18 protein-coding genes are annotated in these 19,285 nt (G+C 73.8%); 9 read left to right on the forward strand and 9 right to left on the reverse strand.

The genetic code is table 11. The annotated features are described in order from the left end of the window. Positions 1-20 precede the first annotated feature (20 nt). The gene (locus ACLJQE_RS36510) at positions 21-527 is read right to left on the reverse strand and encodes a MauE/DoxX family redox-associated membrane protein (protein ID WP_410644174.1); all 507 of its coding nucleotides are present in this window, start codon (positions 525-527) and stop codon (positions 21-23) included. A gap of 87 nt (positions 528-614) precedes the next feature. On the opposite strand from ACLJQE_RS36510, the gene ACLJQE_RS36515 reads away from it, so the two are divergent. From ACLJQE_RS36515 to ACLJQE_RS36530, 4 genes are all read left to right on the forward strand, one after another. After that, positions 615-1,445, forward strand: coding sequence for a glutamate ABC transporter substrate-binding protein (locus ACLJQE_RS36515; RefSeq protein WP_410644124.1), 831 nt, complete (start codon positions 615-617; stop codon positions 1,443-1,445). Further along, positions 1,442-3,859: an ATP-dependent helicase HrpB gene (gene hrpB, locus ACLJQE_RS36520; RefSeq protein ID WP_410644126.1), complete on the forward strand. Its 2,418-nt coding sequence runs from the start codon at positions 1,442-1,444 to the stop codon at positions 3,857-3,859. The genes ACLJQE_RS36515 and hrpB overlap by 4 nt, the downstream gene beginning before the upstream one ends. A 102-nt stretch (positions 3,860-3,961) precedes the next feature. Continuing rightward, positions 3,962-4,876 carry an ATP-binding cassette domain-containing protein gene (locus ACLJQE_RS36525; protein WP_410644128.1) on the forward strand — a complete coding sequence of 305 codons (915 nt, stop codon included), beginning with the start codon at positions 3,962-3,964 and terminating at the stop codon, positions 4,874-4,876. Further along, positions 4,873-5,658, forward strand: coding sequence for an ABC transporter permease (locus ACLJQE_RS36530; RefSeq protein WP_410644130.1), 786 nt, complete (start codon positions 4,873-4,875; stop codon positions 5,656-5,658). The genes ACLJQE_RS36525 and ACLJQE_RS36530 overlap by 4 nt, the downstream gene beginning before the upstream one ends. A 112-nt stretch (positions 5,659-5,770) precedes the next feature. On the opposite strand, the gene ACLJQE_RS36535 is transcribed toward ACLJQE_RS36530, so the two are convergent. Next, on the reverse strand, positions 5,771-6,319 hold the full coding sequence (locus tag ACLJQE_RS36535) for a TetR/AcrR family transcriptional regulator (protein ID WP_410644132.1): 549 nt from the start codon (positions 6,317-6,319) through the stop codon (positions 5,771-5,773). A gap of 49 nt (positions 6,320-6,368) precedes the next feature. On the opposite strand from ACLJQE_RS36535, the gene ACLJQE_RS36540 reads away from it, so the two are divergent. Further along, positions 6,369-7,505 (forward strand): FAD-dependent monooxygenase, encoded by a 1,137-nt coding sequence (locus ACLJQE_RS36540; protein WP_410644134.1) that lies wholly within the window; start codon positions 6,369-6,371, stop codon positions 7,503-7,505. On the opposite strand, the gene ACLJQE_RS36545 is transcribed toward ACLJQE_RS36540, so the two are convergent. The 3 genes from ACLJQE_RS36545 to ACLJQE_RS36555 are packed head-to-tail and all read right to left on the reverse strand — an operon-like array spanning position 7,450 to position 10,444. Continuing rightward, complete coding sequence (locus tag ACLJQE_RS36545; RefSeq protein WP_410644136.1) at positions 7,450-8,124, reverse strand: response regulator; 675 nt, start codon at positions 8,122-8,124, stop codon at positions 7,450-7,452. The genes ACLJQE_RS36540 and ACLJQE_RS36545 overlap by 56 nt on opposite strands. After that, entirely contained in the window at positions 8,121-9,689 is a 1,569-nt protein-coding gene (locus ACLJQE_RS36550; protein ID WP_410644138.1) for a sensor histidine kinase, read from the reverse strand. Before ACLJQE_RS36550 ends, ACLJQE_RS36545 begins: the two co-directional genes overlap by 4 nt. A 47-nt stretch (positions 9,690-9,736) precedes the next feature. Then, on the reverse strand, positions 9,737-10,444 hold the full coding sequence (locus ACLJQE_RS36555; protein WP_410644140.1) for a dienelactone hydrolase family protein: 708 nt from the start codon (positions 10,442-10,444) through the stop codon (positions 9,737-9,739). 41 nt (positions 10,445-10,485) lie between these two features. On the opposite strand from ACLJQE_RS36555, the gene ACLJQE_RS36560 reads away from it, so the two are divergent. From ACLJQE_RS36560 to ACLJQE_RS36575, 4 genes are all read left to right on the forward strand, one after another. Next, the gene (locus tag ACLJQE_RS36560; RefSeq protein WP_003082038.1) at positions 10,486-10,695 is read left to right on the forward strand and encodes a hypothetical protein; all 210 of its coding nucleotides are present in this window, start codon (positions 10,486-10,488) and stop codon (positions 10,693-10,695) included. Next, positions 10,692-11,486 carry a hypothetical protein gene (locus tag ACLJQE_RS36565; protein ID WP_410644142.1) on the forward strand — a complete coding sequence of 265 codons (795 nt, stop codon included), beginning with the start codon at positions 10,692-10,694 and terminating at the stop codon, positions 11,484-11,486. Before ACLJQE_RS36560 ends, ACLJQE_RS36565 begins: the two co-directional genes overlap by 4 nt. A 95-nt stretch (positions 11,487-11,581) precedes the next feature. Then, the gene (locus ACLJQE_RS36570) at positions 11,582-13,000 is read left to right on the forward strand and encodes an acyltransferase (protein WP_410644143.1); all 1,419 of its coding nucleotides are present in this window, start codon (positions 11,582-11,584) and stop codon (positions 12,998-13,000) included. 81 nt (positions 13,001-13,081) lie between these two features. Next, positions 13,082-13,948: an esterase/lipase family protein gene (locus tag ACLJQE_RS36575; RefSeq protein WP_410644144.1), complete on the forward strand. Its 867-nt coding sequence runs from the start codon at positions 13,082-13,084 to the stop codon at positions 13,946-13,948. Between the two features lie 6 nt (positions 13,949-13,954). Here the strand turns inward: ACLJQE_RS36575 and hutI are convergent, their stop codons facing one another. From hutI to hutU, 4 genes are all read right to left on the reverse strand, one after another. Next, complete coding sequence (gene hutI, locus ACLJQE_RS36580; RefSeq protein ID WP_410644145.1) at positions 13,955-15,100, reverse strand: imidazolonepropionase; 1,146 nt, start codon at positions 15,098-15,100, stop codon at positions 13,955-13,957. Beyond that, entirely contained in the window at positions 15,088-16,338 is a 1,251-nt protein-coding gene (locus ACLJQE_RS36585) for a formimidoylglutamate deiminase (protein ID WP_410644147.1), read from the reverse strand. Before ACLJQE_RS36585 ends, hutI begins: the two co-directional genes overlap by 13 nt. 101 nt (positions 16,339-16,439) lie before the next feature. After that, positions 16,440-17,636, reverse strand: a complete 1,197-nt coding sequence (locus tag ACLJQE_RS36590; protein WP_410644148.1) for an allantoate amidohydrolase — start codon at positions 17,634-17,636, stop codon at positions 16,440-16,442. Then, positions 17,633-19,285: a urocanate hydratase gene (gene hutU, locus ACLJQE_RS36595; RefSeq protein WP_410644150.1), complete on the reverse strand. Its 1,653-nt coding sequence runs from the start codon at positions 19,283-19,285 to the stop codon at positions 17,633-17,635. Before hutU ends, ACLJQE_RS36590 begins: the two co-directional genes overlap by 4 nt.

A 19,285-nucleotide genomic window follows, 5' to 3' on the forward strand; every position in this document is an offset into this window, starting at 1 on the left:
TCAGCTCCACCCACTGTGTATCAGTTCCCTTCCGCGATACCCGAGTAGTCGTGTCCGGGCTCGCCGGAGTTCCCGCGACCTCGCGCCAGCCAGCCGTCGAGCGACAGCCAGGTGCGCGGGCGCACCACCAGCCAGACGGCGAGCAGCGCGAACCCCGTGTCCCGGAGGATCTCCTGCGGGTACTCGGTCTGCCCCGCCGCCACGTGGCCGCCGCCGCCGAAGCACCCGCAGTCGATGCTCAAGCCGCGCGCCCACGATTGGGCGATGCCGGCGATGAGCACGAGCAGCAGTCCCAGCGTGGCCGCGGCGGCCCACCGGGTCGCCAGGCCGGCGAGCAGCAGGAGCCCGAGCACGAGTTCCACGAGCGGCAGCGCGATGGCCACCACGTCTTCGAGTGCGTCCGGCAGCACCTCGTACGCCTGCACGGCGATCAGCGTCTGGCCGGGATCCGCGAGCTTGAGCGCACCGGAAACGAGCCAGACGGCCGCCAGCCCGAGCCGGGCGAGCGTGCCGACGGTGTTCAGCACGGGTTGGGACGGTCGCACCACGCGCTTAGGCTAACGGGGCGACCTGAGAACTTCGTGAGGCAGGACAGTGGCGGAGGGAGCGGCTGGATGCGGTGGCGCACGCTCCTCGGTTCGGCGTTGCTCCTGGTCACCGCGTCGGCGTGCGGCCCGGCGAAGGTTTCGCCCACGGATTCGCTCGTCACCCGGGCGAGTGCCACGGATCACCTGACCATCGGCATCCGGTTCGACGCGCCGGGGCTTTCGGAGCACACCATCGACGGCCGGTTCGTCGGGTTCGACGTCGATGTCGCGACTTTCGTCGCGAGTGAGCTCGGCGTCTCCGCGAAGGACATCACGTGGCGCGAGACGACGTCGGCGACGCGGGAGACCGACCTCACCTCCGGCGCCGTCGACCTGGTCGTGGCGACCTACTCGATCACCGACAAGCGCAAGCAGGTCGTGTCGTTCGCGGGTCCGTACTTCACCACCGGCCAGGACCTGCTGGTGCGGCGGACGTCGGCCGACATCGCCGGCCCGGAGGCGCTCAACGGGCGGCGGCTGTGCTCGGTCACCGGGTCGACGCCGGCGCAGCAGGTGAAGGACAAGTTCGCCCAGGCCGTCCAGCTGGCCGAGTACCCGCGGTACTCCGACTGCGTGACCGCGCTGCTCGCCGGGCAGATCGACGCGGTGACCACGGACGCGGTGATCCTGGCCGGCTACGTCGCGCGCGACCCGGAGCTGCTGAAGATCGTCGGGAAGCCGTTCTCGAAGGAGAACTACGGCATCGGCCTGCGCAAGGGCGACACCCAGGGGGTGGCCGCGGTCGACGACGCGATCCGGAAGATGATCTCCTCCGGCGAATGGCTGCGCTCGCTCAACGCGAACATCGGCCCGTCCGGTTACCAGCTGCCCCCGCCCCCCGAGGTCACGCCGAAGTGAAGCTCCCCGATCTGCCGGTCCGGTCCGTGCTGCCCGACGTCGTCGCCGCGCTGGCCGAACGCGGGACCGCGGTGCTCGTCGCGCCACCCGGCACGGGGAAGACGACGCTGGTCCCGCTCGCCTTGGCGGCGGCCGCCGAGGGCCGGGTCGTGGTCGCCGAGCCGCGGCGGCTGGCGGCGCGCGCCGCGGCGGCGCGGATGGCGGCGATCCTGGGGGAGCCGGTCGGCGAGACCGTCGGGTACGCCGTGCGCGGCGACCGGAAGGTGTCCGCGCGGACCCGGATCGAAGTCGTGACGTCGGGGTTGCTGGTGCGGCGCGTGCAGGGCGACCCGGAGCTGCCGGGCGTCTCGACGGTGCTGCTCGACGAGTGCCACGAGCGGCACCTGGACGCCGACCTGCTGCTGGCGCTGCTCCTGGACGTCCGCGCCGGGCTGCGCGAAGACCTGCGGCTGCTGGCGACGTCGGCGACGGTCGCGTCCGGGCGGCTCGCGGCCCTGCTCGGCGACGCCCCGGTGGTGACGGCCACGGCGCGGACCTACCCGGTGGCCTTTTCCCACCTCCCGCCCGCTCGCGGTGAGCGCGTCGAGGCCTGTGTCGCGCGGGCGGTGCGGACGGCGTTGTCCGAGGGGGACGGCGACGTGCTCGCTTTTCTGCCGGGGGCGGGTGAAATCGCGAGGACGGCGGGACTGTTGCGACTGTCCGAATTGGACGCTGTGGACGTTCTCCCGCTGCACGGGCGGCTGTCGGCGGCGCAGCAGGACGACGCGCTGCGGCCGCGTGACCGGCGGCGGGTGGTGCTCGCGACGGCGGTGGCGGAGTCGAGCCTGACGGTGCCGGGCGTGCGTGCGGTGGTGGACTCGGGGCTGGCGCGCGTGCCGCGCGTCGACCACCGCCGCGGGTTGCCGGGGCTGGCGACGGTCCGCGTGTCGGCGGCGGTGGCCACGCAGCGTTCCGGCCGCGCGGGCCGCGAGGCACCCGGGCGGGCCTACCGCTGCTGGGCCGAGCACGAGCAGGCGACGCTGCCGGCGTACCCCGAGCCGGAGATCCGCACGGCCGAGCTGGCCCGGCTGGCGCTGGAGCTGGCGTGCTGGTCGACCCCCGACGGCAGCGGGCTCGCCTGGTGGGACCCGCCGGGCGAAGGAGCCCTCTCCGCGGGCCGGGCGCTGCTGGTGACGCTGGGCGCAACGGACGCCGCGGGCACGGTGACCCCGCGCGGACGGCGGATGGCGGAGCTGGGGCTGCACCCGCGGCTGGCCCGCGCGCTGCTGGACGGCGCCTCGTCCGTGGGGCCGCGCAACGCCGCGGAGGTGGTGGCGCTGCTCGACGCGGGCGCGACGCTGACGGACGTGGACGCCGAGCTGCGCCGCCTGCGCTCGGCAAGCGATGAGCCCGCGCGACGCTGGAAGCGCGAAGCCCGGCGGCTGGAGGGCCTGGTCTCGGAGCGATCGGCCCGTCCCGCGGCCACCACCGGCGGCCCGCGGCCCGATCCCGCGCTGGTCGTCGCCCTCGCCCACCCGGAACGGCTCGCCCGGCGGCGGCCCGGTGGGGCGCCCGTCTACCTCATGGCCGGCGGCACCGCCGCCGAACTCCCGCCCGGCAGCGGCCTCGACGCCGAATGGCTGGCCATCGCCGAAGCCACCCGCGACCCCGGCCGCGTCCACGGCACCATCCGCCTCGCCGCGGCCGCCGACGAAAACCTCGCCGTCCGCGCCGGCGAAGTGTCCGAAGCAGACGAAGTCGCCTGGGACGGCGACGTGGTCGCCCGGCGCGTCCGCAAGCTCGGCGCCATCGTCCTGTCCGAGAAGCCGCTCAAGAACGCCGACGTCCACGACGCCCTCGTCGCCGGCCTCCGCGCCGAAGGACTGGGCCTGCTCAAGTGGAGCCAGGACGCGACCCGCCTGCGCGAACGGATGGCCTTCCTCCACCGCGTCCTCGGCCCGCCGTGGCCGCCGGTCGACGACGCCGCCCTGCTGTCCGATGTGGACAGGTGGCTGGACCTCGGCACCGCCCGCCGGAAGGCCGACCTGGCGGCCGTCAACGCGGGCACCGCCCTGAAAGCCCTCCTGCCCTGGCCGGAAGCGGCGAAACTCGACGACCTCGCCCCGGACCGGCTCGAGGTGCCGTCGGGCTCGCACCTGCGCGTCGACTACCGCGGCGACCAGCCGGTCCTCGCCGTCAAGCTCCAGGAGACCTTCGGCTGGACCGAAACCCCGGTGGTCGCGGGCGTCCCGGTGGTGCTGCACCTGCTCTCCCCCGCCGGCCGACCGGCCGCGATCACCGCCGACCTCGCGTCCTTCTGGACGTCCGGCTACCCGGCCGTGCGCGCCGACCTGCGTGGCCGCTACCCCAAGCACCCCTGGCCGGAGGACCCGGCCGGCGCCGTCCCGACCCGCCACACCCGCCGCCGCGGCTGAGCAACCCCGCCGAAAGTCGGGGGTCGCCCACGACCGTCGTCCGATGTCCCCGGCACCCCGGAAACCGCAGACTCCCGGTACAGGCGAAAACCGGGAGGAACGATGATCACGCTTCGAGGACTCACGAAGCGCTACGGGGAGAAAACCGTCGTCGACGCGCTCACGTGCGACGTCGCCGCGGGCCAGGTGACCGGGTTTCTCGGCCCCAACGGCGCCGGGAAGTCGACGACCATGCGGATGACCGTCGGGCTCGACCACCCGCAGGCGGGCGAAGCCCTGGTCGGCGGACGGCACTACGCCGAGCTGCGGCACCCGCTGCGCGAGGTCGGCGCCCTGCTCGACGCCAAGGCCCTGCACCCCGGGCGCAGCGCCGGGAAGCACCTGCTGGCCATGGCGCGCAGCAACGGCATCGCGGCGAGCCGCGTCGAGGAGGTCCTGGCGACCGTCGGGCTGTCCGACGTCGCCGGCAAACGGGCCGGCCAGTTCTCCCTCGGCATGGGGCAACGGCTGGGCATTGCCGGCGCGCTGCTCGGCGACCCCGGGGTGCTGCTGTTCGACGAGCCGGTCAACGGCCTCGACCCGGACGGCGTCCGCTGGGTCCGGCAGCTGATGCGGTCACTGGCGGCCGAGGGGCGGACGGTGTTCGTCTCCAGCCACCTGATGAGCGAGATGCAGCTGACCGCCGACCACCTGATCGTGATCGGCCGGGGCAAGCTGCTGGCCGACGCGCCGGTGCCGGACTTCATCGCGGGCAATTCCCGCACGACGGTCTCGGTGCGCGTCCCGGACGGCGGCGAGCGCGACGCGCTGGACCGGCGGCTGCGCGCCGAAGGCGGCCTGACGCACCCGGGTGAGCCGGGCGAGCTGGTGGTGGACGGCGTCGGCGTCACCCGCATCGGCGACCTCGTGCACGAGCTCGGGATCCGCGTGCACGGGCTCGCCGAGCGGACCGCGTCGCTCGAGCAGGCCTACATGGAACTGACCGCTTCTTCGGTGGAATACGGGGTGTCGGCATGACTGCTTCGGTCGAGGTGCGCGGCGGCGGCCTGCCGGGTGCGGTGGCTTCGGAGTGGACGAAGTTCTGGTCGGTCCGGGCGACCTGGTGGTGCCTGGTGGGCGGCACGGCGCTGATGCTGTTCTACGGCACGCTGTCGGCGATCGCCCAGCGCATCGGCGACGAGCCGCTGGGCGCCCACACGATCGCCCTCGGCGGCGGTTTCTACCTGGCCCAGTTCGCGGTGATCGCCCTGGCCACGCTGTTCGTGACGAGCGAGTACACCGGCGGCGGCATCCGGTCGACGCTGCTGTGGACGCCGGTCCGCTCCCGGGTGGTCCTGGCGAAGGCGGCGGTGCTGGCCCCGGTGCTGTTCGCGTACGGCGTGCTGCTGTCGTGCGCGGGAATGGGTCTGGCCACCGCGGTGATGGACGGCCACGGCCTGCCGACGAGCCTCGAAGCGGGCTTCACGACGGCGTCGGGCATGGGCGGTTACTTCGCACTGCTCGGCTTGCTGTGCACGGGCATCGGCTGGGCGTTGCGCAGCGCGGCCGGAACGCTGGTGTCGGTGATCGTGCTGCTGATCCCGCTGCCGCTGATCGTGGCGTCCCTGGGCCTGCCGGAGGCAATGCCGTACTTCCCGGGCATCGCGGGCGTGAACGCGATGGTCGAGGCGGGGCAGCCGAACCCGATCACGATGGCGGTGGCCCCGTACGCGCCGTGGGTGGGCTTGCTGATCTGCGCGGCCTGGGCAGCAGCGGCGTTGCTGACCGGCGCGGCCGTGTTGCGCCGCCGGGACGCCTGACGTCCGCGGCGAGGCACCGGAATTGTCGGTGCCTCCCGGTAGCGTGGAATTCGGGGGGCGCCCCCGCGCGGGGTCGGCGCAGGGGATCGACGCTGAGGGGGTCGGCGCGGAATCACTCCACGCCGATCCCCGCCAGGATCTCCTGTGCGCTCGTCAGCAGTGACTCGAACGTCGGCGGGGCCAGCGATCCGGTCCCCGCCAAGGCCCCGAAGATCGTGCCCTCCATCCAGTCCACGACGATCCTCGCGTGCCGGGAAGGGTCCGTCGAACCGGCGGCCTTCAGCACCGCCGCCGCCTGGTGGCGGATCTGCAGGCCGCCCTCGTCGTACGCCGCGCGCAGCTCCGGGCGCCGGGTTGCCTCCAACGCGAACTCGTACCGGGCCAGCATCCGGGTGCGGCCCGCGGTGATCGCCTCGAACGCGTAGCCCGCAACGAACTCGGCCAGCCCGCCACCGCCGCCGGCGGACAGCGGGACCTGGTCCAGGACCACGATCCGGGCGATCGTCAGCTCCAGCAGCGCCGCCCGGGTGCGTGCGTAGTACGACGTCGATCCCACCGGCAGGCCCGCCGCGCGGTCGACCGCGCGGTGGGTCAGGCCGCGCATGCCCTCCGCCGCGATCACTTCGATCGCCGCGTCGGCGATCACGTCCACCCGTTCCACAAGGGCACTCTACAGGTGTAGAGTCCTCTACAGATGTAGAGGAGGCGACATGCACGCGACAGTGGTCGGAGGCGGCATCGGCGGGCTGGCGGCGGCCGCGGGGCTGCACCGGGTCGGCTGGACGGTCACCGTCCTCGAGAAAGCCCCCGCGTTCGGCGACGTCGGTGCCGGGATCTCGCTCTGGCCGAACGCCCTGCACAGCCTCGACGAACTCGGCGTCGACCTCGGCGACCGCCTGGCCGTCCAGACCGACGGCGGCTTCCGCGACCGGCGCGGCCGCCGGATCACGCGCTTCGACGGCGCCGAGTTCGCCCGGCGGCACGGGCGGCCGCTCGGCGCGATCCACCGGCGGGACCTGATCGCCGCCCTCCGGGCCGCCGTCCCGGCCGAAAGCCTGCGCACCGGCCAAGAAGTCACCGAAGTCCGCGAAGACGGCCTGGTCCGCGTAGACAGCGAAGAACTGCGCGCCGACCTCGTCGTCGCGGCCGACGGCATCCACAGCTGGGCCCGGCACGCGCTCTTCCCGCACCACCCGGAACCGGTGTACTCGGGCAGCACGGCGTACCGCGGCGTCGCGCACCTGCCCGGCACCGGGCTGAGCACCAGTTTCGACCGCGGTACCGAGGTCGGCGTCCTGCCGCTGACCGGCGGCGACGTCTACTGGTGGATCTCGTCCGTCACCGCGCCGGACACCGGCCGAGCCGGCCTTCGGCAGGCCTTCGAGAACTGGCACGACCCGATCCCGGCCCTGCTGGCCGCCACCCCGCCGGAGGCCGTGTTGCACCACGACCTCCACCACCTGGACACGCCGCTGCCGACCTACACCCGGGGCCGGATCGCGCTGCTCGGCGACGCCGCCCACGCCATGCCGCCGTTCCTCGGCCAGGGCGGCTGCCAGGCCATCGAGGACGCCGTCGTGCTCGCCCACGCGGTGTCCACAGAGGACAGCGTCGAAGCCGCGCTGGAAAGCTACGACCGGCAGCGGCGGCCACGCAGCCAGCGGGTCGTCCGCGAGTCCGTCCGGATGGGCAGGCTCGGCCCGCAGCTGACGAACCCGGTCGCGACCGCACTGCGCACCGCCGTGCTGAAACGCCTGCCGGCCAAGGCGACGGCCCGGGTCGGCGCGGGGATCACGGGGTGGACGCCGCCGCGTCTCCCCCGACCAGTCCCGCCTCGTAAGCCGTGATCGCCGCCTGCACCCGGTTCTTCGCGCCGAGCCGGGTCAGGATCGTGCTCACGTGCGCCTTCACCGTGCCCTCGACGACGAACATCTTCGCCGCGATGTCCGCATTGGACAGTCCGGAGCCCAGCAGGGTCAGCACTTCCCGCTCGCGCGGGGTCAGCGCGGCGATCCGCTCACGGGCCGCGGCGGCCCGCGCCAGCTGCCCGCCGGAAAGCCGGGCGATCACCCGCTGCGCCACCTTCGGCGAGAGGAACGCGGCCCCGCCGGCGACGGCGTGGATGCCGGCCAGCAGCTCGCGCGGGTCGCCCGACTTCAGCAGGAACCCGCCCGCGCCGAGGCTGAGCGCACGCTCGATGTAGTCGTCCTCGCCGAACGTGGTCAGCATGATCACGCCGGTCGCGGGCAGCAGCCGCCGGATCTCGGCGGCCGCGCCGAGGCCGTCCAGCCCCGGCATCCGGATGTCCAGCAGCACGACGTCCGGGTGCGTGGCGAGGACCTGCGAGACAGCCGAACGGCCGTCGGCGGCTTCGGCGACCACCTCGATCCCGGAGTCCGCGGCTAGGATCGCCGCCACACCCGCGCGCATCATCGCTTCGTCATCGGCCAGTACGACCCTGATCACGGTGCCCCCTCGGCGAACCTGTCCTTGGCCACCAGTTTCCCATCGGCGAAACACAGCCGGTAGGCGGCGTAGTCGTTGTCGAGCCACGACCGCCCGGTGCCGTAGTACTCGCACCCGACCCCGGGCACCGCCGGCAGCGGCGGCTCGCCCCGCACCGGGCGGGCGACACGCTCGCGTTCGGGCAGCTGCGGTGCCACCTCGGCCCGCGGCTGCCCGATCCGCAGCCGCTCGTAGACCTCGGCGGGCAGCTCCGAGGAGTTCCACTGGTAGAGGAACGTGATCCCGGCGACCGCCAGGACCATCGCGAACAGGGCGAGCGGGATGGCGACGGCCTGGAGCAGGCTGCGCCGCACGTCGCGCCGGGCCAGTTCGAGGGCACGGGCCGACGTCGACGGCTCGGCCTCGTCGTCGGCGTCCTCCGAGTGCTCGCCGGGCGCGGCGCCGTGCGGCAGCGTCGCGGTGACGGCGAACCCGCCGTCACCGGGCCCGGCCCGCAGCGTGCCGCCGACGAGCCGGACGCGCTCGCGCAGGCCGATCAGCCCGACCTGCCCGGACGCGGCCCCGGGCAGCGGCCCGGCGGGCGGTGGCGCGTTGACCACGCTGACGTCGGTCCGCGCGCCGGTACTGGTCACCCGGACCGTGACGGCGGCGCCGGGCGCGTGCTTCGCCACGTTCGTCAGTGCCTCCTGCACGACGCGGTAGGCGGCACGAGCCACCATCGGGGGCGCCCCGTCCGCATCCACTGTGGACTCGATGAGCAGGCCCGACGCGCGCGCCCGGGCGATCAGCTCGCCGAGGTCGCCCTGCACCGGTTCCACCGGCGCGGCGTCCTCGCGCAGCACGCCGATGATCTCGCGCAGCCGCTCGGTCGCCGTCGCGGCGCTGGTCCGCAGCTGCGCGGCCGCGTCGCGCTGGGTGGCGTCGAGCCCGCCCGCGAGCTCCAGCGCCGCGGCGCGGACGGCGATCAGGGTCAGCTCGTGCCCCAGCGAGTCGTGCATGTCGCTGGCGATCCGCGCGCGCTCGCGCAGCCGCGCCTGCTCGGCGACCAGCCGCTGCCTGCTCTCCATCTCCTCGGCCCGGCGCCAGCCCGTGCGAGCGAGCTCGCCGCGGACCCGGACGTACCGGCCGAGCAGCCACGGCGACAGCCCGGCGAAGACGAGGATCGCGACCATCGCCGCCCAGTCGCCGAGGCCGTCCGGTCCGAACACGAGCGCGATCGGCAGGCCCAGTACCGCGACCGCCGTTCCGATCAGGATCCCGGGGCGGGCACGCGGCATCCGCAACCCGGCCTGGTAGCTCATCGCGACCAGCACGAAGACCACCCACACGGGCACGTGGTTGCCGTAGGGGAACGGCACGGCCAGCGCCCCGGCCAGCGCGATGCCGAGCGAGACGGCCGGGTACCGCCGGGCCGTGGCGACCGAGCCCGCCACCACCGCGAGGCCGCCGGCCAGCTCCCAGTACGACCGGCTCTCCAGCGTGCCCACGACGACGGTGAACGCGAGGAACAACCCGATGGCGACGTCGAGCGCCCCCTGCCACCTGCGTTTCGTCACCGTCCGCACGGGCTAGAAGCTACAAGCCGTGACAGCGGGCCGGCCACTGCCGAAAGTCACCCTTTCAGCGTGTCCACGAACGCCAGGGTCTGCGGCCAGGACAGGGCGAACGCCTCGGCGTTGACCTCGGTGCCGTGCCGCGCCGAGTCGCTGAAGCCGTGCTCGGCGCCGGGGAAGTGCTGGGTGAACGTCGCGCCGCGCGGCCGGGACTGCAACGCCGTCTGCAGCCGGGCGAACGTCCCGTGCGAGACGACGGCGTCCGCCTCGGGGTAGGCGACGAGCACCGGCGCGGTGATCCTTGCCGACAAGGCGACCGCGTCGAGGTCGTGGTTCGGCGGCGCCGGGTCCCGGACCGTCGGGTGGTACGCGACCACACCGGAAAGCCGCTGGTCACGGGCGGCGAGCAGGAGCGCGAACCGGCCGCCGAGGCACCAGCCCAGCACCCCGGCCGACGTGCAGCCGAGGTCGCCGAGCAGGTGGTCGAGCAACGCCGTCTGCTCGGCGAGCGCGGCTTCGTCACGCAGCTCGCCGAGCTTCGCGCCGAGGTCTTCGCGGGAGGTGTTGTCGGTGCTGGCGCCGTGGAAGACGTCCCAGGCCAGCGCCGTGATCCCGCGGCCGGCGAGCTCGTCGGCCCAGGCCCGGACCTGCTCGCCGATCCCGGTGATCATCGGCAGCAGCAGCATGCCGGACGCCGACCCGCCGTCCGGGCGGGCCAGGTAGGCGGAGAGTTCGCCGACACGGACGGTGGACGTCTCGATGCGCATATCCGCACGGTAGTGCCCGCGGTGTTGCATGATGATCCACCATGGCCGAGCGCACACTCGCCGACCAGTTGGGCGGCTACCTCCCCGAAGGCATCGAGGCCCTCGAAGAGCACGAGCGGCAGGACCTCGCCGACGCGCTGCGCGACGCGCGCAGGCGGCAGGCGAAAGCGCTCGCCGAAGCGGGCGAAGAAGGCCTTCGGTACGTACCCGCGCTGCTGCGCGGCGCGGTCCGGAAGGCGGTCGGCCTGTGACATCGGAAAAGCGGACATCGGAAAAGCGGACATCAAAAAAGCGAGCCGCGGAGCACTACGCGGCCGAAGCGGAGATCCTGAAGCTCGCCCGCGTCCTCGGCGTCGAGCCCGCGCGCCTGGAGTACCTCGCCCGCGTCGACGCCGACGACCTGCAGGCCTTCCGCGAGCAGGTCACCGACACGCTGTTCGACGCCAACGCCGCCGCGCTGCAGCGGATGGCGCTGGCCGCGCGGGTCGTGCCGGTCGGGGTGCTCGCCAAGATCGCCGAGAAGGTGTTCGGCCCGCTGCTGTGCGCCCGGATCGCCGGGCTGGTCGACGTCTCGCGCGGCGTCGACGTCGCCAAGCGGCTGACCCCCCGGTTCCTCGCCGAGGTGGCCGCGGAACTCGACCCGCGGCGGGCGAGCGCGATCATCACCCGCATCCCCCTGGACACCGTCCTCGCGGTCGCGGCCGAACTGACGCGCCAGGAGGACTGGATCACCCTCGGCCGGTTCGTCGGGCACCTGCCCGACCTCACCGTGCGGCGGGCACTGGAGCGGATCGACGACCCGGCACTGCTGCGGATCGCCTTCGTGCTCGACGACAAGCGCCGGATCGACCACGTCGTCGGCCTGCTCCCGGCCCACCGGCTCGGCCGGCTGGTGACGGCCGCGAGCGCCGACGAAGACCTCTGGGCACCGGCGCTCGACCTGCTGACCCACCTGGGCGAGGCGCGGCGCGCCACGCTGAAACCGATGCTGTCCGGCCTGCCCGCCGGGTTCCGGGAACGCGTTCAGGCGACGATCGGGTAACCGAGGTGGGGTGAACCCCACCACCATCCGGTGGTTCAGCCCAGTGTGTCCGCCCGCCCCGCCTGGAACCGTCGAACCGGGCGAAAGGGGCCACGATGAACAAACTGGGGTGGGCGGTCGTCGCGACGGCCGGGTCGGCGGTGTTGTTCTTCTTCGGCACGGGACTGGATCCGGTGCCCGAACTGGCCTGGGTGGCGCCACTGCCGGTCCTGCTGCTCGCACCGCGGGTCCCCGGGGTGGCCGCGATGGCGGCCGCGTTCGTGGCCTACCTCGCGGGCAGCGCCGGCAGCTGGAGCTACTTCTGGCATTCCCTCGCGGTCCCGCGGCCCGCGGCCATCGCGATCCTGGGCGGCAGTGCGCTGTTGTTCGCGCTCGCGACGGGGCTGTTCCGGTTGCTCGTCCGGCGCGGGCACGGCTTCCTGGCGGCGCTCGCCGCCCCCGCGTTGTGGACCGTCGCGCTCTACGGCGTTTCGCTGCTCAACCCGACCGGCGTGATGGGCACCCTGATGACGACCCAGGCCGACCGGCCGTCCGTGCTGCGCCTCGCCGCGCTGACCGGCGGCTGGGGGGTCGAGTTCCTCGTGCTGTTCGTCCCGGCCGCCGTCGCCGCGGCACTCGCCCCCGGTGTCCGCGGCCTCTCCCGGCTCGCCGGCCTGGTCGGCGTCGCGGCCGCCGTGGGCGGGCTCGTCTTCTGGAGCACCCCGGTGCCGGCCGGGCCGTCGACGCGGGTCGCGCTGGTCGCACCCGGCGAGAGCCGCTGGGCGGCCGACGTCGCCACGCCGGCGGGCCAGGCCCTGCTCCGGTCCTATGTGGACCAGATCGGCCGGCTGCCGGACGGGGTCCAGGCGGTCGTGCTCCCGGAGGCCGCCTTCGCGGTGGACCAGGCCGCCCGCCCGCGGCTCGTCGAGGCGTTCACGGAGGTCGCCCGCACGCGGAGCCTCGACGTCGTCACCGGCGTCGTCGACACCACTCCGGACGGCCGGTTCAACTCCGCGCTGGCGATTTCGCCGTCCGGCCCGCCGGTCGAATACCGCAAGTGGCACAACGGGGATTCGCCGAACTTCTCCTCCGGCACCCAGCTCGCGCACCTCGCCGGGATCGGGCTCATGGTGTGCATGGACGTCAACTTCGCCGATCCGAGCAGCGAATACGGCGAGGCGGGCACCGGCCTGGTCCTCATCCCGGCGTCCGACGAGGACGTCGACGGCTGGGTGCACAGCCGCACGGCGCTGATCCGCGGCGTCGAGAACGGCTTCTCGGTGGCGTGGAGCGCGGTCCGCGGGACGCCGATGCTCTCGGACGCGCAGGGGCACGTGCTGGCCGAAGCCCGCACCGGCGGCAGCCCGTTCACGGTGGTCGTCGCCGACGTCCCGATCGGACCGGGAAAGACGCCGTACGCCCGCTTCGGCGACTGGTTCGCGTGGCTCTGCGGCCTGGTCGCGCTGACCGGCCTGGTGGTCGGCGCCCGCCGGGCGTCGTTGTCACCCGTCACAACGAACGCCGGGCAACTCTGAGCGTTTTCCCAGCTCGCCTCCAGCTGTATGTGACCGATCATGATCTGCGTCACGTACTGACGGGTAACTGGAGGCAACGGAATGCGGGTCACCAACGGCGGTGTCAAGCGAACCCTGGCCGTGCTCGCCGCGGCGCTCACCTTCGGCGCGGTCGCGCCGTCGGTCGCGGAGGCGGCACCGAGCAGCGGCTGGAACGACTGGGGCTGCCGTCCGTCGGCCGCGCACCCGGAGCCCGTCGTGCTGGTGCACGGTCTCGGCGCGAACGGCACCGTCAACTGGTTCTTCCACGCACCGAAGATCGCCGCCCAGGGCTACTGCGTCTTCTCGCTGACCTACGGCACGGGCGTCCTGGGCCCGGGCGTCGGCGGGCTCGCGTCCATGCGCGACAGCGCGGCGCAGCTCGGCCGGTTCGTCGACCGGGTCCGGTCCACGACCGCGGCGGCGAAGGTCGACATCGTGGGCCACTCCGAGGGCAGCACGATGCCGGCGTACTACCTCAAGTACGGCGGTGGCGCCGCCAAGGTCGCCCGCTTCGTCGGCTTCGGCGCCAACTACCGCGGAACGACGCTCGGCGGCCTCGACGCGCTGGCCAAGGCCCTCCTGACGACCGTGCCCGGCCTCGGCACGGTCCTGCGCACGGCGTGCGGCGCGTGCTCGGAGTACCTGGCCCCGTCGGCGTTCCTCGACGACCTCGCCCGCGGCGGCGTGCACGTCGACGGCCCCGCCTACACGAGCATCGTGAGCAAGTACGACGAGGTGGTGACCCCGTACACGAGCGGAATCCTCGACGAGCCGGGCACGACGGACATCGTGCTGCAGGACTTCTGCGCCTCCGACGCTTCGGGCCACCTGAGCCAGGCGGCCGACCCGAACGTCACCGGCTTGATCCTGCACGCCCTCGACCCGTCCTACGCGCCGGCGTGCACGCCGTTCACGGTGCCGCTGTGATCGCCGCTACCGCACGCGCTCCCCGGCGCGCCACACCGTGTTCGTCAGCGGTACCCCCGGCCGGTAAGCCAGGTGCGTGACCGAAGGCGCGTCGAGCACGTGGACGTCCGCCCGCGCGCCCGGGCGCAGGACGCCCACGTCCTCGCGCCGCAGGGCCTTCGCGCCGCCCGCCGTCGCGGCCCAGACGGCTTCCTCGATCGTCATCCGCATCTGGAGCACCGCCGTCGCGACGCAGAACGCCATCGACGTCGTGTACGAGCTGCCCGGGTTGGCGTTGCTGGCCAGTGCCACCGTCGCGCCCGCGTCGAGCAGCCGGCGCGCCGGGGCGAGGGGCTGGCGGGTCGACAGGTCGCAGGCGGGCAGCAAGGTCGCGACCGTCTCGGAAGCCGCCAGTGCTTCGACGTCGGCGTCGCTCAGGTACGTGCAGTGGTCGACGCTCGCGGCGCCGACCTCCACGGCCAGCCGCACGCCGGGACCTTCGCCGAGCTGGTTGCCGTGCACCCGCAAGCCCAGCCCGCGCCCGGCGGCGGCCTTCAGCACCCGCGCCGACTGGGCCTCGTCGAACGCGCCCGTCTCGCAGAACACGTCCGCCCAGCGCACGCTTTCCGCCACCGCGTCGAGCATCTCGCCGCAGACCAGGTCCACATAGGACTCGGCGTCGGCGCCGGGCGGCACGAGGTGCGCGCCGAGGAACGTGACCTCGTCGGCCACCTCGCCGGCGATCCGGGCGCTCCGGGCCTCGTCCGCGACGGTCAGCCCGTAGCCCGTCTTCGTCTCCAGGCAGGTCGTCCCCTGCCGGGCCGCCTCGTCGACGTGCCGGCGCAGGTTCGCCGCCAGCTGCTCGTCGGACGCCTCGCGTGTCGCGCCGACCGTGGTCGCGATCCCGCCCGCGGTGTAGGGCTTCCCGGCCATCCGCGCCTCGAACTCGGCGGTGCGGTCGCCGGCGAAGACGAGGTGCGTGTGGCTGTCGACCCAGCCGGGCAGCACCGCGCGGCCGCCGACGTCGACGCGTTCGCCGGCGGCCGGGGCCTGCGCGGCGGGACCCACCCAGGCGACGCGCGTGCCGTCCAGGACCAGCGCCGCGTCGGAAAGCCGGCCCAGCTCGGGATCGTTCGTGGTGAGCTCGCCGATCCCCGTGATCAGGACTGCCACAGTGCCTCGATCTCCTTCGCCAGCAGGGTTTCCGGTCGTTCGATGAGCAGGTGCACGCCGTCCCGCACGACTTCGCGGCCCGCGACGACGACGTGCCGGACGTCGGCCGCGCCGGCCGCGAACAGGACCCCGGACGGCTCGATCCCGGCCGTCCGCACGGAATCCAGGCCCACGGTGACGAAGTCCGCACCCGCGCCCTCGGCCAGCGAGCCGACCTCGGGCCAGCCGACCGCGTTGTGGCCGGTGCCCGCTTCGAGGAGTTCGGCGGCGCTGAACCGGCCGCGTTCCTCGCTGGCCAGCCGGTCGTCCAGTTCGAGCGCCCGGGTCTCTTCGAACGCGTCGACGACGGCATTGCTGTCGCTGCCGATGCTCAGCCGCACCCCGGCGTCCCGCAGGGCGCGAGCCGGGCCGATGCCGTCGCCGAGGTCGCGCTCGGTGGTCGGGCAGAAGCACGCCCCGACCCGGAACTCGCCGAGCCACCGCACGTCCCGGTCGGTGAGGTGGGTGGCGTGGACCACGGTGAGCCGTTCGTCGAGCACGCCGTGGTCCTGCAGCAGCCCGGTCGGGGTGAACCCGGTGGCCGCCTCGCACTGCGCGTTCTCCGCCCGTTGCTCGGACAGGTGGATGTGCAGCGGCCGGTCCCCCGGCACGCCGTTGTCCACTTCGGACAGCTGGTCCGCGGGAACCGCGCGGACGGAGTGGATCGCGCCGCCCACCCGGAACAGCTCGCCTTCCGCCAACGCGGCCACGCGCTCCGCCCAGGAGGCGGCCGAGCCGTCGGAGAACCGCCGTTGGACCTCGTCGGGCTCGACGCCGATCCCGCCGGTCAGGTAGCACGTGTCGAGCAGCGTCAGCCGGATCCCGGCGTCGGCCGCGGCCTGCCGCAGGGCCGCGCCCATCGCGTTCGGGTCGGCGTAGGCCTTCCCGCCGGGCGCGTGGTGCAGGTAGTGGAACTCGCCGACACTGGTGTACCCGCCGAGCACCATTTCCGCGTACACCCCGCGGGCCAGCCGGTAGTACGCGTCGGGGTCGAGCCGCGCGGCCAGCGCGTACATCCGCTCGCGCCACGTCCAGAACGTGCCGCGCTCGTGGTGCGTCCGGCCCCGCAACGCCCGGTGGAAGGCGTGCGAGTGCCCGTTCGCGAAGCCCGGCAGCGTCAGCCCGGGGAGCACCACGCCGCCGCGGGGCGCGCCCGCCGTCACCGCCGTGATCCGGCCGTCGGCGACGTCGATCCGCACCGCGGAGGCGATCCCGTCCGGCAGCCAGGCCTGTTCGCACCAGAAAACTGTCGGTGCCGAGCGATAGGCTGGAAACGGGGGGCGCCCCCGCGTGCTGAAGGTCATCGCGCCAGCCGCTCCAGGACCGTGGCCAGTGCCGCGGCGCCGGCTTCGACGTCGCCGGCCTCGGCGAACTCCTCCGGCGAGTGGCTGATCCCGGTCGGGTTGCGCACGTAGAGCATGCCGGCCGGGACGAACCCGGCGAGGATCGCCGCGTCGTGCCCGGCGCCGGTCGGCAGCTCCGGCGGCCCGCCGAGCCACCCGCCGAGGTCACGCCGGAGTGCGTCGTCGAACACGACGTCGCCGGAGTAGGACTCTCGCGTCACGCTCACCTGGCAGCCCTCCTCCTTCGCCGCGTCCGAGGCCGCCCGGCTGATCTCGGCGACCAGCCCCGGCGTGCCCTCGCCGGGTACCCGCGCGTCCAGCCACAGGTCCACTGTGGACGCGATGACGTTGGTCCCGCCGGGGGTCGGCACGAGCCGTCCGACGGTCGCCCGTGCGTCCGGCACCTTCGTGGCCAGCCGCCGGACGGCCGTGACCGTCGCGGCGGCGGGCAGCATCGGGTCCGCGCGATCGGCGAGCAGCGTCGCCCCGGCGTGGTTCCCCTGTCCCGCGAAGGAAAACCGCCACCGCCCGTGGGCGATCACCGTGCTGCCGACGGCCACCGGCGCTCCGAGGTCGATCAGCCCGCGGCCCTGCTCGACGTGTAGTTCGAGGAACTGCCCGATGCGGCCGAGCCGCTCGGGGTCCGGGCCGATCCGCGCCGGGTCGACGCCCGCCTTCGCGGCCGCCTCGGCGAACGTCACGCCGTCGGCGTCCCGCAGACCACGCGCCTTGCCGGCGTCGATGGTGCCGGTGAGCAGCCGCGAGCCCAGGCAGGGAACCCCGAATCGACCACCCTCCTCCTCGGCGAACACCACGACGGCCAGCGGCCTGCGCGGCCGGAACCCGTTGGCCTGCAAGGACTCGACCGCGGCCAGTCCGCTCACGACCCCGAGCGGGCCGTCGAACGCGCCGCCGCCGGGAACCGAGTCGAGGTGACTGCCGGTGACCACGGCGTTGCGTCCCGGCGGCCCCCACCACGCCCAGGTGTTGCCGTTGCGGTCGGTCTCGACGTCCAGTCCGAGTCCCAGCGCGCGCTCGACGAACCACGTGCGCAGGTCGTGCTCGGGCCCGTCGAAGGCGTGCCGCGAGTAGCCGCCGCGCTTCGGGTCACGCCCGACGTCGGCGATCTCGCCGAGGAGCACGGAGGCGCTCACTCGGCCTCCCGCATCGGCACCCGCACGCCCCGCTCGGCGGCGACGTCGGCCGCGCGGTCGTAGCCCGCGTCGACGTGCCGGATGACGCCCATGCCCGGGTCGTTGGTGAGCACCCGCTCCAGCTTCTGCGCGGCCAGCAGCGTCCCGTCGGCCACGCTGACCTGGCCCGCGTGGATGGACCGGCCCATGCCGACGCCGCCGCCGTGGTGGATCGACACCCAGCTGGCGCCGGAGGACGTGTTGACCAGCGCGTTGAGCAGCGGCCAGTCGGCGATCGCGTCGGAGCCGTCGGCCATGCCTTCGGTCTCGCGGTACGGCGAGGCCACGCTGCCGGAGTCGAGGTGGTCACGGCCGATGACGACCGGCGCCTTCAGCTCGCCGCTCGCGACCATCTCGTTGAACCGCAGGCCGGCCAGGTGGCGTTCGCCGTAGCCGAGCCAGCAGATGCGGGCGGGCAGGCCCTGGAACGCCACGCGCTCGCCGGCCAGCTTGATCCAGCGCGCGAGGGATTCGTTCTCCGGGAACAGGTCCAGCATCGCGCGGTCGGTCGCGGCGATGTCCTCCGGGTCGCCGGACAGGGCCGCCCAGCGGAACGGGCCGTTGCCCTCGCAGAACAGCGGGCGGATGTAGGCGGGCACGAAGCCGGGGAAGTCGAACGCGCGCTCGCAGCCGCCGAGCTTGGCCTCGCCCCGCAGGGAGTTCCCGTAGTCGAACACCTCGGCGCCGCGATCGAGGAAGCCGAGCATGGCCTCGACGTGATCGGCCATCGACTCGCGCGAACGGTCGGTGAACTCGTCGGGCTTCTTCGCCGCGTAGTCGTGCCAATCGGCGACGTCGACACCCTTGGGCAGGTACGAAAGCGGGTCGTGCGCGGACGTCTGGTCGGTGACGATGTCGACCTCGACGCCGCGGCGCAGCAGCTCCGGCAGCACCTCGGCGGCGTTGCCGACGACGCCGACCGACAGCGCGCGCCGCTCCCGCTTCGCCGTGGTGACGCGGGCGATGGCGTCGTCCAGGTCGTCGGCGACCTCGTCGAGGTAGCGGGTCTCGACGCGGCGGTGCGCGCGCTGCGGGTCGCACTCGATGACCAGCGCGACACCGTCGTTCATCGTCACGGCGAGGGGCTGCGCGCCGCCCATGCCGCCGAGGCCCGCGGTGACGGTCAAGGTGCCCTTGAGACTGCCACCGAACTTCTTCTTCGCGACGGCGGCGAACGTCTCGTAGGTGCCCTGGAGGATGCCCTGGGTGCCGATGTAGATCCACGAGCCCGCGGTCATCTGGCCGTACATGGTCAGGCCCTGCTGCTCGAGACGGCGGAACTCCGGCCAGGTCGCCCAGTCGCCGACCAGGTTCGAGTTGGCGATCAGCACGCGCGGCGCCCACTCGTGCGTGCGGAACACGCCGACCGGCTTGCCCGACTGCACCAGCAGCGTCTCGTCGACGTCCAAAGTGGTCAGTTCGCGGGTGATCGCGTCGAAGCTGGCCCAGTTGCGGGCGGCCTTGCCGGTGCCGCCGTAGACGACCAGGTCCTCGGGCCGCTCGGCGACGTCGGGGTCGAGGTTGTTGTGGAACATCCGCAGCGCGGCTTCGGTCTGCCAGGACTTGGCGGTGAGCTGGGTGCCGCGGGCGGCACGGACGACGCGGGACAT

The sequence above is a fragment of the Amycolatopsis sp. lyj-346 genome (genome assembly GCF_046548975.1).
In the GTDB taxonomy this organism is placed as follows: Bacteria; Actinomycetota; Actinomycetes; order Mycobacteriales; family Pseudonocardiaceae; genus Amycolatopsis.

Bases quoted from the DNA above. Each gene is read 5' to 3' on its own strand.
- ACLJQE_RS36515 (WP_410644124.1), top strand. From the start codon at position 615: ATGCGGTGGCGCACGCTCCTCGGTTCGGCGTTGCTCCTGGTCACCGCG.
- ACLJQE_RS36525 (WP_410644128.1), top strand. From the start codon at position 3,962: ATGATCACGCTTCGAGGACTCACGAAGCGCTACGGGGAGAAAACCGTC.
- ACLJQE_RS36530 (WP_410644130.1), top strand. From the start codon at position 4,873: ATGACTGCTTCGGTCGAGGTGCGCGGCGGCGGCCTGCCGGGTGCGGTG.
- ACLJQE_RS36540 (WP_410644134.1), top strand. From the start codon at position 6,369: ATGCACGCGACAGTGGTCGGAGGCGGCATCGGCGGGCTGGCGGCGGCC.
- ACLJQE_RS36555 (WP_410644140.1), bottom strand. From the start codon at position 10,444: ATGCGCATCGAGACGTCCACCGTCCGTGTCGGCGAACTCTCCGCCTAC.
- ACLJQE_RS36560 (WP_003082038.1), top strand. From the start codon at position 10,486: ATGGCCGAGCGCACACTCGCCGACCAGTTGGGCGGCTACCTCCCCGAA.
- ACLJQE_RS36570 (WP_410644143.1), top strand. From the start codon at position 11,582: ATGAACAAACTGGGGTGGGCGGTCGTCGCGACGGCCGGGTCGGCGGTG.
- ACLJQE_RS36575 (WP_410644144.1), top strand. From the start codon at position 13,082: ATGCGGGTCACCAACGGCGGTGTCAAGCGAACCCTGGCCGTGCTCGCC.
- hutU (WP_410644150.1), bottom strand. From the start codon at position 19,285: ATGTCCCGCGTCGTCCGTGCCGCCCGCGGCACCCAGCTCACCGCCAAG.